Genomic DNA, 13,859 nt, shown 5'->3' with positions numbered 1-13,859 from the left:
GATTATCACTTAGAAGATGGTCGCCATCGTTCTACTAAAATGTGGTATATCCGTACTTATGCAATCATGATGTGCCAGCACATTGATGCTTGGCAGAGCCATAATAATGATTCTTTAGATCTTAAAAAAATTATTTTTAACTAATCTATGGTTTTAAAGAATTTAAAAAAAATTCAACCTCGTAGGTTTATTTGCCATGCCCTTTTTTACAAATTGAATACTAAATTAAGCTACTTTTAGAACACAAATAGAATTCCCAGTTAATTTATTACTTTTTTTAATGTTATTTTCAATTTATTCCGAGAGTCTATATATCTTACTTTAATCAGTTATTTTCAAAAATTATCATACAAATATCATAATATCACTTTACTCCACTAATATTGTATAAACACTTTTTGTATCTTGTGTGCTATCTTCTTCCCATGATTTTTTATAAGTGAATTCTAGCGTATATTTCCCTTTTCTCAGTGTTTGAAAAATCCAACATTTTTCATTTCCAACACCTACCATATCCGATTTATTTTGATCTTGATTTTGAAGTTCACCTTCTTCAACTAAAATAATTGCCTGTTCCTCTAACATATCTTTTTTTATCCCCATATATCCAAATATACTAACTATAGCCACTCCTGCTATAATCATTCCTATCAAAGCGTATTTTTTTGAGTTATGCCCTGCCATCCTAAAAAAAATTAAGTTGATTACAATTTTTGTTCAATTTCAGTAACACATTGACTTTTAATTTTTTCAACTAAGTATTGTAATGCATCTATAACATGTGGTCTTATGTCTCCCCCTATTAGCACATACATTATATCATCACCAAGCTCAAGATGTCCTTCGTTGAGCCAAGCCCTTACATGAAATATTCCTTCCATCTTATAAGTTTCAGCAATGGCTTCATCAACTTTTGCTGCATCATAAGAAAACTCCATGCCATTTACCAAAGAACCATCATCAATTCCTTGACGTACTTTGACTTTTGGTGTTTGGCGTACAACTCCATTATGAACTAAAAACATTCCTTCTTGTAAAGCTTCTACATGGCTTTTTGCCTCTTTCAGCCATTGATCCATGGATGGTGATACTTTTTTAATTTTTTCATTAAACATAAAAACACGTCCCTTTTTAGTAATAATTATATCATATTCCTGAAATTATAAAAATTTGTTTAATACTAATTTACAATTGATAAACTAATGGAAGCATGTAATCAAAGAAAAGGAAAGGAAGAAATCGAAAACACTTTGATGTTCCTTTACGAATATACAAAAACACATTTTAGAGATGAAGAAAAACTTTTGCTAGATAATAAATATCCTAAATATGCAGCACAAAAAATGAGCCAAGATAAATTTACTGAAGAAGTAAGACAAGCACTTCAACAATACAGTACTCAGGGTGCTAGTTTACTTGTATTAATGAACGTTTTAAATAAATGCAACCAATGGCTACTTGAGCACATTATGAAAATGGACAAAGAATACGCTACATTTTTTAAAGAAAAAAATTTAAAGATGTAAGAACTGAGGTTTGTATATTTCTAGAAATCTTGTAAATACTACTAACATAAGAAAATTTATCATTCTTGTTTTATGTTGTTTATATCAACATATTTTTGCTATAATATAAATATAGGAGTGGATTATATGGATAATAAAATTTACGATTTACTAGAAAAGATGTATATTGAGTTCAACCAACGTTTTGAGAGCTTAGAAGGAAAATTTTCAGGCTTAGAAGGAAAATTCTCAAGCTTAGAAGGAAAATTCTCAAGCTTCGAAGAAAAATTCTCAAGCTTAGAGGAAAATACTAATGAAGGTTTCACAAAATTAGAAGAAAAATTCTCAAATTTAGAAGGAAATTTCTCAAGCTTCGAAGAAAACACTAATCAACGTTTCACAAGATTAGAAGAAAACACTAATCAACGTTTCACAGATTTAGATAATACTACTTCTGATATTAAATATAAAGTTGATAAAAATACAGTGCTTCTAGAAAATCTTGATACTAAAATTAAAACACTTGCTGAGGTTCAATCTTCTTTCTCTGAACAACTTGATAGATCAAAAGATAAAGATGGTAAAACCCTCGGAGAACGCTTAGATATTATTGAACTTTCTGTTACCGATACTTCCCACTCTGTAAATGAACTATTGTCAACTATAGATGTTATAAAAGACCTTACTGGTTCTCATGAAATAGATATTAAAATTCTTAAAAAACATAGAAATAGCCATGCGTTTTAATACAGTAAACTAAAAGAACTGCCATTTTCGGCAGTTTTTTATTATATTGTGAATCTTGGTTTATTCCATACCTTCAATTTCAATGGAATAACTTCCTTTTGTATCTATTCCTATTAATTCAATCACATATGATCCATCACCGCCAAAGGTAATTTCATAAGTTTCCTCAACATTTGATGGTAATTCTTCTATAAGATTATTTTCCTTACCATATAAATTAATTTTAAGCTCACCATCTTTTACCACTGATGAGTAACTTATACATCAGCATAGTTTATTTTTCCTTAAAATCCTTCTGAATATTGAGATGTGCTTTTATCTATATTAGTTGAACAGTATGGGCAACTTTCCCAGTCTGGATTAACGGCTTTTCCACATTTAGAACAAGTTCCTTTTAACATCTTTCCACAATAAGGACATTTTACATATTCATTATCCACACTTTTCCACAATTTGGGCATTTAAGCTCTTCTTTTTTCCCTGAACGAACCACTAAATAAATAATAAATCCTAATATATTATAACTCTCAATAATTAATATAACCATAGCTATTCATCGCTAAAACTTGCCTAATTATATCATCACTATTGTATTCTACATTTTTTTTATGCTACAATACATCTATGAGTAAACAACAAATAAAACAAATAATCGAAAATAGAATTACAAAAGATGGCATAATGGAAACTGGTATAAAAGGTATACAGCTCTTCCGAGTTAGCGATTCTCTTCGCTGTGCACCTGCGGTATATAAACCTACTGTTGTAGCTATCGTAAATGGGAACAAAGAAGCTATTTTAGACGGTAAGTCCTATAAATATGACAGCAGTAAGTACATGTGTTGTACAATGTCCATGCCTGTGGAAGCAGGTACACCAGAAGCCTCTCCAGAAAATCCACTCCTTGGTGTCTATATATCACTTGACACAAAGGTAATGACCGAATTGGCAATTGAAATGGAAAGTGCTGCTGGTGCCATCAAAAAACCAAAAGGTAGTCCTCTCCCGCAAGGAATGGCCTTCTCTCATTGGGAGGATATATTTACTGAAGCACTATTGCGCTTACTACAATTAGGAAATAGCCCTATGGATACAGCAATACTTGGAGATAGTAGGCTCCCAGAGTTATACTACGCTGTTTTGAAAGGAGATGCAGTGGAATCCGCAATGCGTGCATTTGGTATAGGTAACGAAATATCACGCTCTATTGTATATTTATCATCTAATTTAGATAAAGCCGTTTCCATTGAAGATATGGCCACACAGATTGGGATGAGTAGAGCCGTATTCCACCGTAAATTTAAGCAAGCCACAACCATATTACTCTAGCATTATATTCTTTTGCTATATTAATAATTTCGGGTAATGGAGCTATATCACCTTCCATACTAAATACTCCATCCACAATAATTAATTTACCTTCATTTAATTAAACTACTTGTCTATAATAATCTTACATATTTTTCTTTAAACGTCAAAATTATTCCTTATTGTTTACAATAATTCTAATTTGTTTTAAAATTCTATTATATTGATAATTTAATTAAAAGGAGCTGTGCCCATGAAAATCTACAATAAGCTAGTACGTGATAAGATTCCTAACGTGATTCAAGCTGCTGGGAAAGACTTTGATTGCCATATTGCAGACAAATCTGAAGCTTACTCTCTTCTATTAAAAAAACTAGATGAAGAAATTCTTGAATTTAAAGAAGATAAAAATTTAGAAGAGTTAGCTGACATTCTGGAAGTAGTTATTTCTTTAGCTAATAATCTTGGTTATTCTCAAGAAGAATTGATAAAGGCTCAACTTTTAAAATTAGAATCCCGAGGGGGATTTTCTAAAAATATAGTTTTAGAAAAAGTTTATGACTAATGCCTTTTTTATAGAATCATAAGTTTCCGCCACACTTAATATTTTTGCTTTCACAGATATTTGATTTTTTTCAATCCTCGAATTAACAATCAATTCCGCTTCAATAGAATTTGTTTTAGGTAGTAACATAACAAATTCATCTCCACCAGTTCTTACCAAAATATCTTCATCTCTGGATTCACTTTTCATGATATTTTCTATTTATTTTTTGTTAAAATTAATTACACAATTAACGTAATATTCTAAACTATTGGATTTATTATAAATTTTTGTTGAAAATATAGCTTTCAATACCAAAAAATGATATTATATATACCGTCAGTAAAATTATGTATACATATAAATGTTTGTATTGAATACATAGCGAATTAGAATAATATATAATGCTTATTCTAGTTAAAAAAATTTACAAAAGATGAAATAGCAAATCTGCTATTATAAAATACTCTGGAGGAAGAAAAGATGAAATGGTTCAAAAATTTAAAAATTTCAATTAAACTTATTAGTGCCTTTGTTTTAGTAGCTATGATTGCCGGGATAGTTGGATTAATCGGCTTGTTTCAAATGTATACCCTATCGGAAAATAGTACTACAATGTATGAATATATGACAGTCCCTGTAGAAACTTCTGGACAAATGGCTAAATCATTTCAAATAATTAGGGTGAACTCAAGAGAAATGATTTTAGAAGATGATTTAAGTGTTATAAATGCAAGATATGATGATATTACTACTCTTCTTGAAGAGTTAAATACATTGTCTACAGAATATGAAAAAACTATCTTCTCTGAAAAAGAGCAAAATATTTTTGATATGTTTACTGATGCACATATTGCATTTGGTGCAAACCTTGATAAATTGCATCAATTATGTTTAGAAAATAAAGATGATGAAGCTTTTGAACTAATTAAAGGAGATATGAAAGTTACTGCAGACGCTGAAAGAGTAATTTTAGATTCTTTGGCATCTATGAAGGTTGAAGATGCAGCTGCAAAAAATACAGAGGATAAGTCGATTGCATCCAATGCTTCTCTAAAAATGATCATAATTATAATTCTAGGTATTTTATTAGCAATTGTTCTTGGCATCTTTATCTCAAGGTTTATCATAAGCAAACCACTTGAGAAAATTTTAAATTCTGCAAATTTAATTGCAGATGGAGATTTAAATACTACTTTAAATATAGAGTCTAAAGATGAAATTGGTCAGTTAGCAAATGCTTTTAATTATATGAGTAATAATGTTAATGATGTAATGCTCAATATAAGCTCTGCTTCAGAACAAGTTGCTTACGGCTCTAAACAAGTATCAGATTCAAGTACATCTTTGTCACAAGGTGCTACCGAGCAAGCAAGTTCCATTGAGGAATTAACAGCTTCTATGGAAGAAATTGCATCTCAAACTAAATTAAATGCTGAAAATGCTAATATAGCAAAAAGACTTGCTGATATGGCAAAAGAAGATGCATCTACAGGTAATTCACAAATGAAAGAAATGTTAGAAGCTATGTATGGAATTAATGATTCTTCTAATAATATTTCTAAAATAATTAAAGTTATTGATGATATTGCTTTTCAAACAAATATATTAGCTTTAAATGCTGCGGTTGAAGCAGCCAGAGCTGGACAACATGGAAAGGGATTTGCAGTGGTAGCTGAAGAGGTTAGAAATCTTGCCGTTCGTTCAGCAAATGCAGCAAAAGAAACTACCGATATGATAGAAAATTCTATTAAGAGAATTAATAGTGGTACTAATATTGCTAATGCCACTGCAACAGCACTTGAAAAGATTGTAAATGGTGTGACTAAAGTAAGTAATTTAGTTGGAAATATAGCTATAGCTTCTAATGAACAAGCAATTGGAGTAGCTCAAGTTAATCAAGGAATTACTCAAATAGCAAATATTGTACAAGCTACTTCTGCAACATCAGAAGAAACCGCCTCTGCTAGTGAACAACTTTCTAGCCAAGCAGAACTATTAAAGAGTCAAGTAAACATATTTAAATTAAAAAACAATAGCCAAAAATATTTAATTGAAGAAGAATTAAGAAAATATTAGCAAAAAATTTAACTGCCATATTGTACCCTGGATCTATTATGAAGTACTCTTATTCTTGACACTTATTTAAAAGATTGCTACAATCAATAAGATGATTCAAATGTTAAAACTTAATTGTTTTTCTACTTGTTTCTAAAAATATAATCAAATTCTAAATCTAACAGAAAAGAATGCTCTAATCTGGAAGGAAATTAGATATATAATAATTCTTATGCTTTTAAAAAATAAAAAGAAGCACTAGATTTTTTTGTAAATACTAACTTTCCTTTAAAGGAAAGTTTTTTTATTTTGCTGGGAAAGGATAAATATGAAAAAATTAAAAGGATTTTTATTGCCTCTATTACTGATATTTGTATGGATGATTGTGTCCAAGCTAAATATTTTTAGCAGCTACATAATACCATCTCCAAAAACAATATTAATAACAACTATACAACTTCTTAAGTCTGGAAAACTCATTATAAACTTAATTGTAAGTTTAAACCGGGTTATGATTGGATTTATAATAACTTTTTTTATTGCATTCCCTTTAGCTATTTTTCTTGGAATAAGCAAAAAAGCCCTTCCTTATGTGGAACCATTTTTAGAATTTATGCGTCATATACCGCCAATAGCAACTATTCCTTTATTAATACTTTGGCTTGGTATTGGTGAATCCTCTAAAATCGTAATTATAATTTTAGCTACTTTTTTTCCTATCTTCTCTAATACTTTAACAGGGGTAACGAACTACGATGAAAAACTTTTAGAAGTAGGTCAGGTATTTCATTTAAGTGACTGGGATAAATTTATAAAAATAATATTTCCACAAGCATTACCTTATATTTTAACAGGAATACAATTAGGGCTTGGTTACAGTTGGAGAGCTTTAATGGGTGCAGAACTTGTAGCCGCCTCTTCTGGTATTGGCTATATGATAATAGATGCGGAGCAACTTTCTAGGCCAGATATAGTAATAGTAGGTATACTATCTATTGGGATTTTAGGCTATGTGGTAGATTATTTATTTATAAGATTAACAAAAAACATATTAACTTCTTACGGAAAGGATTTGTAATATGGCTGGATTAGTACTTAAAAATTTATCTAAAACCTATGAAATTGATAATAAAAAAATCACTGCACTAAAGAATGTAGATTTAACTGTTTCGCCAGGAAGTTTTGTTACTATAGTTGGGAAAAGTGGTTGTGGAAAAAGTACTTTGTTAAAAATACTTTGTGATTTAGAAAAAAACTTTTCTGGAACTATAGAGTATACTCATATTGAAAAAAACAAATCACCAAAAATCGCTATAGTATTTCAAGAACCTAGGCTTATGCCTTGGCTTACCGTTGAACAAAACATGGCTTTTTCTCTTCAAAATCATAAAGATAAAGCTTATGTAAAACAAATAGTGTCAGAACATCTAAACTTACTTGGTCTTTATGATTTTAGAAAAGCCTACCCTTCCCAAATATCAGGAGGAATGGCTCAAAGAACGGCTTTAGGGAGAACCCTTTGTTATGATCCGGAAATTATCTTAATGGATGAGCCTTTGAGTGCTCTTGATTATTTTAATAGACAAAAATTACAGAATGAATTAGTTAATATCTTTCTTAAAACTGGTAAAACAATTCTATTTGTAACTCATGATGTGGAAGAAGCTATTTATTTGGGACAAAAAATAGTAGTTATGGATAATGGTCTTTTAACAAAAGTAGTAGATATTCATATGGATTATTTAAGAGATACTAGCAGTACGCAGTTTTTAAACTTAAAAAAATATATTTTAAATATTTTTAATAATATTTCCAAGGAGGAAAAAAATGAATTTCTTTAAAAAAAGTTTTGTATTACTAACTACTTTATTATTTACACTATCTTCTGTTGGGTGCTCCAAAAATCAGGTTTCAACATCCGATGAAACCAAACTACCAAAAGAAATAAATATTTCTTATGTAAAAGCTCCTTTAAATGTACCTTCCATTGTAGAAAAAAACAAACAACTTTTTGAAAATGAGTTTTCATCCGATGGCATAGAAATCAACTATCCTGAAATAACATCAGGGTCAAAAATGACAGAAGCGGTTGCAGGCGGTTCTTTAGATTTTTGTAACGCTATAGGTGCTACTTCTGTTATTCTTGCTGCAGCTAATGGGGTGGATATAAAAATAATTGGGGTTTATAGCAGAGCTCCAAAAGCTTTTACTATAATGGCTAAAGATCCAAACATAAAAAGTATGAAAGATTTAAAAGGCAAAAAAATTGTAGGGCCAAAAGGTACAATACTTCACCAATTGCTAATTGGTGCTTTAGTAAAAGAAGATTTAACTATTGATGATGTGGAATTTATTAATATGGATATATCAAGTGGAGTATCTGCTCTTTTGTCAGATAATGCAGATGCAGTTCTTGTGGCTGGTTCGGCAACTGATAATCTTTTAGAGAATGGTGCTCATGTTATTACTACTGGAGAAGGTATATTAGATGCAACCATAGTAATAGCAGCTAGTGGTGAGTTTATAAATACTTATCCTGACATAGTTAAGAGATACCTAAAAGTTCACGCTGAAAGTCTTGAATTTATGAAAGAAAATCCTGAGGAGACTTTTGAATTAACTTCTACTGAAACTGAGCTTTCTCTAGAGCAAGTTGAAAATATGTACGCCTTATATAATTTTGATCCTACTATCTCTGAAAATGATATAAAAGAATTAGAGAAAACTCAAGATTTTTTAGTTGAAAATGAAATGCTTACTAAAACAGTAGATATTAATAGCTTAATTGCAGAAATAAAATAAAAAACCCTAAAAATCAATAAATATTTTCATTTACACAAAGTCAAAAAAATTATAAATCAAACCATAAATTTGTTAATATACCCAACTATATAATTTTTAAATTTAATTGACCATTTTAAAATCCTAAGATACAATATAATTATATTTTGTTTTGATAATAAACTTTATTATTTAATAATTTTTCTAAAATCCATAGGGAGGTATTATAAATCATGAAATGGACAAATGACATATCGGTAGGAAGCTTAGCTGTTGACAATCAACATAAAAAACTATTCGATACAATTGACAAACTAATGGAAGCTTGTAATCAAAGAAAAGGAAAAGATGAAATTGAACCTACTTTAATCTTTCTTTATAAATACACTCAAATACATTTTAAAGATGAAGAAAAGTTGTTGCTTGATAATCATTACCCTAAATATGAAGAGCAAAAAAGAAGTCATGATAAATTTACAGAAGAGATAAGACAAGCCATCCAACAATATAATGAAGAAGGTGCAAATTTAACTGTTTTATTAAATGTACTTAATAAATGTAATGAATGGCTATTAGTGCATATTATGAAAATGGACAAAGAATATGCTACATTTTTTAAAGAGAAAAACTTAAAAATGGAATAATAAACTTTTATTTCATAATTAATAGTTTAGCTAGGATACCTATAATAATGGCAGCCACATATTTATAACTTATGTGACTGCCATTATTTTTTTAATTTCAAGCTAATTTTGCAGCTAACTCTTCGTCTATTTTTTTTACTATATCACATATCTTTTCAATTTCTTTTTCTGGATTGCTCCACCAATCATAACTCCATATCCTAGCCATCTTCCATCCTCTAGCCTCAAAATATCTTTGTCTATGAATATCTCTTTCTCTAGCTGATTTAAAGCTGCGGTAGGTTGCTCCATCACATTCTATTCCCAAAACATATTGTGATTTTATTGGATCATAAATAGCTAAATCAATTTTATAACTGGATACTCCTACTTCTGTGTGAACTTCATACCCTTTTTTCTTTAAAGCTTTTCCAACTTCTAATTCAAAATCCTTATTATATTGAACATCTTCTTTATTTTTAGATTTTGTATCCAATACTGATAATAATATATTTTGAGCTTCTTCTTTGTTACTATTAGACACTGCTCTTGCATATTGTAAGTATTTTTTAAATAATTTTGGCCCTAGATTTTTGGTGTTTTCAACTTTAAGCTCTTCCGGTTCTACAGAGGTTACCACATATATCTTTTTCTTTGCTCTACTTATGGCAACATTTAATCTGTTTTCTCCACCATCTTGGGATAAAGAACCGAAGTTTACTGAAATTTTATTGTCTTCATTTTTCCCATAACCTACCGAAAAAATAATTACATCTCTTTCATCACCTTGTACATTTTCTATGTTTTTAACAAATAAACTTACATCCTCGTTATCTTCAACTCTATCAATTTCTTTGGTATATAATTCTTTAAACTCTTGATTTTCTCTTGCTCTTTTTTCTAGCATATCTTCTATACAAGTTCTTTGATTGATATTAAAGGTTATTATTCCTAAAGTTTCATTGTTTTTTCTTTCCTTTAATATTCTTTCCACATTTTCAACTATAATTTGAGCTTCTTCAATATTTGCTCTATTTGTCCATTTTCCTTCAACTTTTATTCTTTCTATAGGGCCACCACAATCACTATTAATATTTACATTTGGCGAAATATTCAGTCTTCCTTCATAAAAAGCATAATTGGAAAAATTGATTAATTCTTCAAAACTAGAACGATAATGATAACTTAAATTTATTCCCTTGTAATTTATTTTTGCTAAATCAAGAACACTTTCTTCTTCTAATGCTGCTGACATCTCCTCTTGGTATTCCTCATCCTCTTCTACAAATCTATTGGCAAAAGTTCCATTTGGACGAAGTTGTTTGTCATCTCCTGCAATGATTACTTGCTTGCCTCTAAATATTGTTGGAATAGCATTTTCCACATACATTTGAGAAGCTTCATCAAAAATTACAATATCAAAGAATTCTTCTTTTAAAGGTAGTATTTCCGAAACTGTTTCTGGGCTTGCTAAAAAGCATGGAAATACTTTTAATATCATATGGCTATATTCTTCTATATATTTTCTAATTGGCCACAAAGCTCTTTTTTTATTAGCTTGCCTTTTAAATTCTTTAAAAGATTTTTCTTCTTCAATTAAAGAAATATTACTATTCCATTTGTTTAATATAAGTTGTTCCACCATATCTTCTTTGGTTTTAATATTTACATTAACTTTATCCACAAGTTCTTTATATTGAGATAAGAATTCCACAGCTTTTTGCACTTCTTCTTCTTTTTCTATTTCTCCAATATGATAAAGAATAACAAATTCCATTAAACTATTCACTGCAAATTCCGTTTTATTAGTTTTATCATCAATATTGTTATTCCCCTCCAAATCAAAAGCATACTCCATGATTTTTCTTTGAAGCTTGGTTAAGTTTTTGCTGGTTTTTAATTCAATTTTATATTCTTCAATGGCGTAAAGTGCTTTTATAACATCATTGAAATACTCTGTTAAATCTTCTCCTTTAAGCAAATCTTCCACTACAATATTGTAAACTCTTTCGTTTAAGGCTTTTTTTACAATCAAAATATCATCAAAAGCTATTTTTATATCTTTATATAAATTGATCAATCTTTCCTTTGTTTGCATAAACCTATTTCTAAATTCCAATTCATTTGCTTCTTCTATTTTTTTGTTAGCTGAATAATTCATCCAATATTTCAAACTCCACCATCTTCCATCATTAATGGGTTCTAGTAGATTTTTATTTGCTTCTAAATTTATTTTTTCAGCTAAAACTTCTAATTTTTCCTCACTTAATACATAGCAATTATCCTTAAGATTATCCATTAATTTATGATAAATAGCTTCATCCGTATTAGCTTTTTCTGTAATGGCTTTTATTGGTGCTATAATATTTTGAACTTTTATTGATAATTCATCTATGTCCATAAAATTCATATTCAAATCCAAATCATCTATAAAAGGATTTTTACTTAATAATTCCTTGTAAATTTTATAACTTTTTATTTCTTTTTCTTTTAATCCTTCAATAGCTTCATTCAATTCATTATACACAACATCTTTAAATACATTTTTTTGTCTAAAACTTGCGTAATATGAATATCTTTCATCTTCCCTATTTTTAATTGCCTTGGTTTTAGCATACATACTTTGAAGAGTTAAACCAAAAACTCTTTCTTTGTGTAAAGACAAAGCTAGTAATTCTAGATATTGAATTTTTTCATCTATTTCCTTGGAAATACTCAAAATATTTTTTTCATATTCTTCATAATCCTCTCCAAGAACTTCTAATGATTGAGCCACCACATTATAAAATGATTTTTTATCTCCCTCTGTATCATGAATAAGCAAAGCTTTTGTATTAAGTTTAGCAAGTCTATTATAAATTACATCTAAGGCAGCTCTTTTTTGAGATACCATTAAAACTGTTTTGTTATTTGCTAAAGCATTGGAAATTATATTGGCTATAGTCTGAGATTTACCCGTACCTGGAGGCCCGTAAATAACTAATTTATCAATGTTATTTGTCAATCTAACCGCTTTTTCTTGACTATAATCTAAATTGGTAACTAAATTAATTTCTTCTTCATTAAAAGATAGTTTTCCATGAGCTTCGTTTATTTGTAATAATTTTTCTTCATCATTTGGTGTTGCTATTAATAAATCTTGTAGAAGTTTATTACTTGTATCCATAGCAAGCAAATTTTCATAATCAGCATAAATTGAATTTGCTATAGGAAATTGACCTAATATTAAATTGAATGAAAGCTTTAACTGTCCTAGCTGAAAGCTTGGCATATTTTCTTTCTTATATTCCTTAAATTTAATTAATTCACTGTTATCTTTTTCAATAATTATATTATTTTCTTTTAATATTTCTAATGTATCCTCTATAAAATTTTCATTTATTTCATTAAATTCAGTTTCTATATTATTAATTTTAACCTCATTATGCTTAGCTATTGCAAGTAAAAGTACTTTGTTAAGAAAAATGGTGCTTTCATCTTTATTGTTTAATTTATAGCTATCCCCATCTCTCATTAAATCCACTGGAAAAATAAATAAAGGTGCTCTTACAAAAGTTCCATCTTTTAAACTCCCTTCCACAAAAGGATAACCCACATATAATTCACTTCTACCTGTTTCTTTAATTATGCTTTTTATTTCTCTCTGCAAAGCTCTTAATGAATGAGAGTATTCTATTAATTTTTCTTTTTCCCCATTAAGTTTTTCTTTTTCTATTTCTAATTTTTCTGCATATTTATTTCTAATTTCAATTAGTTTTTCTTCTTTTTTATTATATTCTGTTTTGCTATCTTCATGTAATTCTTGCTCTTTTGCCATTTCTATCTCTATTATTTCTTTAACTTTTTCTAATTCTTCTTTTTCTTCATTTAATAATTTATTTTCCAACTGCAACATAGCTTCACTATGATAAACCGTATAATCTGGTAGAATTTTAATTTCTTTTGATTGTCTATGAATAATAAACTTTAATAACTTTTGCATGAACCCTGGAGAAAACTCTTCTACCTTAAACAAATCAAAAGCTCTAATTTTAGGCAAAGTTTTGCTAACTAAACTTCGATTTCTTCCACTTAAATTTATCAATCTTTCTTTATATTTACTCAATATTTCGTTCATGCCTTCACCTCATTTAATAATCCTTAATTATATGTTTTTTCATTTATTTTTATTATAGCCACAAAATTATTTTATTAACCTTTTTTAGAAAAATAAACCACAATTAATCCTTCAAGCCTTATACTATCTCATTTTATCACAAAATTATTATATTAATAATAATTTTCCATAACATA

General features: G+C 28.8%; 15 protein-coding genes. 9 read left to right on the top strand and 6 right to left on the bottom strand.

Annotated features, from left to right (window positions below; genetic code table 11):
- Positions 1–369 precede the first annotated feature (369 nt).
- Both BUB83_RS16810 and BUB83_RS16805 read right to left on the bottom strand, forming a co-directional pair.
- Positions 370–645 carry a protease inhibitor I42 family protein gene (locus tag BUB83_RS16810; protein ID WP_207649346.1) on the bottom strand — a complete coding sequence of 92 codons (276 nt, stop codon included), beginning with the start codon at positions 643–645 and terminating at the stop codon, positions 370–372.
- A 59-nt stretch (positions 646–704) separates the two neighbouring features.
- Entirely contained in the window at positions 705–1,115 is a 411-nt protein-coding gene (locus tag BUB83_RS16805) for a molybdenum cofactor biosynthesis protein MoaE (RefSeq protein WP_073339887.1), read from the bottom strand.
- 87 nt (positions 1,116–1,202) lie between these two features.
- Between BUB83_RS16805 and BUB83_RS16800 the strand changes: the two genes are divergently transcribed.
- Both BUB83_RS16800 and BUB83_RS16795 read left to right on the top strand, forming a co-directional pair.
- Positions 1,203–1,526, top strand: a complete 324-nt coding sequence (locus tag BUB83_RS16800) for a bacteriohemerythrin (protein WP_073339886.1) — start codon at positions 1,203–1,205, stop codon at positions 1,524–1,526.
- Positions 1,527–1,652: 126 nt separating this feature from the next.
- Complete coding sequence (locus BUB83_RS16795) at positions 1,653–2,252, top strand: hypothetical protein (RefSeq protein ID WP_073339884.1); 600 nt, start codon at positions 1,653–1,655, stop codon at positions 2,250–2,252.
- A gap of 60 nt (positions 2,253–2,312) precedes the next feature.
- Here BUB83_RS16795 and BUB83_RS16790 read toward each other — a convergent pair whose 3' ends face one another.
- Together BUB83_RS16790 and BUB83_RS21375 are read right to left on the bottom strand one after the other, a co-directional pair.
- Positions 2,313–2,498, bottom strand: a complete 186-nt coding sequence (locus BUB83_RS16790) for a hypothetical protein (protein ID WP_073339881.1) — start codon at positions 2,496–2,498, stop codon at positions 2,313–2,315.
- A gap of 38 nt (positions 2,499–2,536) precedes the next feature.
- Positions 2,537–2,713 carry a double zinc ribbon domain-containing protein gene (locus BUB83_RS21375; RefSeq protein ID WP_200801495.1) on the bottom strand — a complete coding sequence of 59 codons (177 nt, stop codon included), beginning with the start codon at positions 2,711–2,713 and terminating at the stop codon, positions 2,537–2,539.
- Between the two features lie 163 nt (positions 2,714–2,876).
- Between BUB83_RS21375 and BUB83_RS16780 the strand changes: the two genes are divergently transcribed.
- Positions 2,877–3,581, top strand: a complete 705-nt coding sequence (locus BUB83_RS16780) for an AraC family transcriptional regulator (protein ID WP_084133643.1) — start codon at positions 2,877–2,879, stop codon at positions 3,579–3,581.
- A 232-nt stretch (positions 3,582–3,813) separates the two neighbouring features.
- Positions 3,814–4,125, top strand: a complete 312-nt coding sequence (locus BUB83_RS16775) for a nucleoside triphosphate pyrophosphohydrolase (protein WP_073339879.1) — start codon at positions 3,814–3,816, stop codon at positions 4,123–4,125.
- On the opposite strand, the gene BUB83_RS16770 is transcribed toward BUB83_RS16775, so the two are convergent.
- Positions 4,105–4,314, bottom strand: coding sequence for a diguanylate cyclase domain-containing protein (locus tag BUB83_RS16770; protein WP_073339876.1), 210 nt, complete (start codon positions 4,312–4,314; stop codon positions 4,105–4,107). The two genes, BUB83_RS16775 and BUB83_RS16770, sit on opposite strands and share 21 nt — an antisense overlap.
- Positions 4,315–4,587: 273 nt before the next feature.
- Between BUB83_RS16770 and BUB83_RS16765 the strand changes: the two genes are divergently transcribed.
- The 5 genes from BUB83_RS16765 to BUB83_RS16745 all read left to right on the top strand — a co-directional run bounded on the left by BUB83_RS16765 (position 4,588) and on the right by BUB83_RS16745 (position 9,587).
- A complete protein-coding gene (locus BUB83_RS16765) occupies positions 4,588–6,183 on the top strand; it encodes a methyl-accepting chemotaxis protein (protein ID WP_073339874.1) in 1,596 nt (531 codons plus the stop codon).
- A 307-nt stretch (positions 6,184–6,490) separates the two neighbouring features.
- Positions 6,491–7,240, top strand: coding sequence for an ABC transporter permease (locus tag BUB83_RS16760; RefSeq protein ID WP_073339871.1), 750 nt, complete (start codon positions 6,491–6,493; stop codon positions 7,238–7,240).
- 1 nt (position 7,241) lies between these two features.
- A complete protein-coding gene (locus tag BUB83_RS16755; protein WP_073339869.1) occupies positions 7,242–8,003 on the top strand; it encodes an ABC transporter ATP-binding protein in 762 nt (253 codons plus the stop codon).
- On the top strand, positions 7,990–8,964 hold the full coding sequence (locus BUB83_RS16750) for an NrtA/SsuA/CpmA family ABC transporter substrate-binding protein (RefSeq protein WP_073339866.1): 975 nt from the start codon (positions 7,990–7,992) through the stop codon (positions 8,962–8,964). The genes BUB83_RS16755 and BUB83_RS16750 overlap by 14 nt, the downstream gene beginning before the upstream one ends.
- A gap of 212 nt (positions 8,965–9,176) precedes the next feature.
- Complete coding sequence (locus tag BUB83_RS16745) at positions 9,177–9,587, top strand: bacteriohemerythrin (RefSeq protein ID WP_073339864.1); 411 nt, start codon at positions 9,177–9,179, stop codon at positions 9,585–9,587.
- Between the two features lie 97 nt (positions 9,588–9,684).
- Here BUB83_RS16745 and BUB83_RS16740 read toward each other — a convergent pair whose 3' ends face one another.
- Positions 9,685–13,683 carry an AAA domain-containing protein gene (locus tag BUB83_RS16740; RefSeq protein WP_073339862.1) on the bottom strand — a complete coding sequence of 1,333 codons (3,999 nt, stop codon included), beginning with the start codon at positions 13,681–13,683 and terminating at the stop codon, positions 9,685–9,687.
- Positions 13,684–13,859 lie beyond the last annotated feature (176 nt).

It is taken from the genome of Clostridium grantii DSM 8605 (genome assembly GCF_900129965.1).
Classification (GTDB): Bacteria; Bacillota; Clostridia; order Clostridiales; family Clostridiaceae; genus Clostridium_AF; species Clostridium_AF grantii.
Note: the sequence above shows the minus strand (reverse complement) of the source record. Positions and strands in the feature narration are given on the sequence as shown.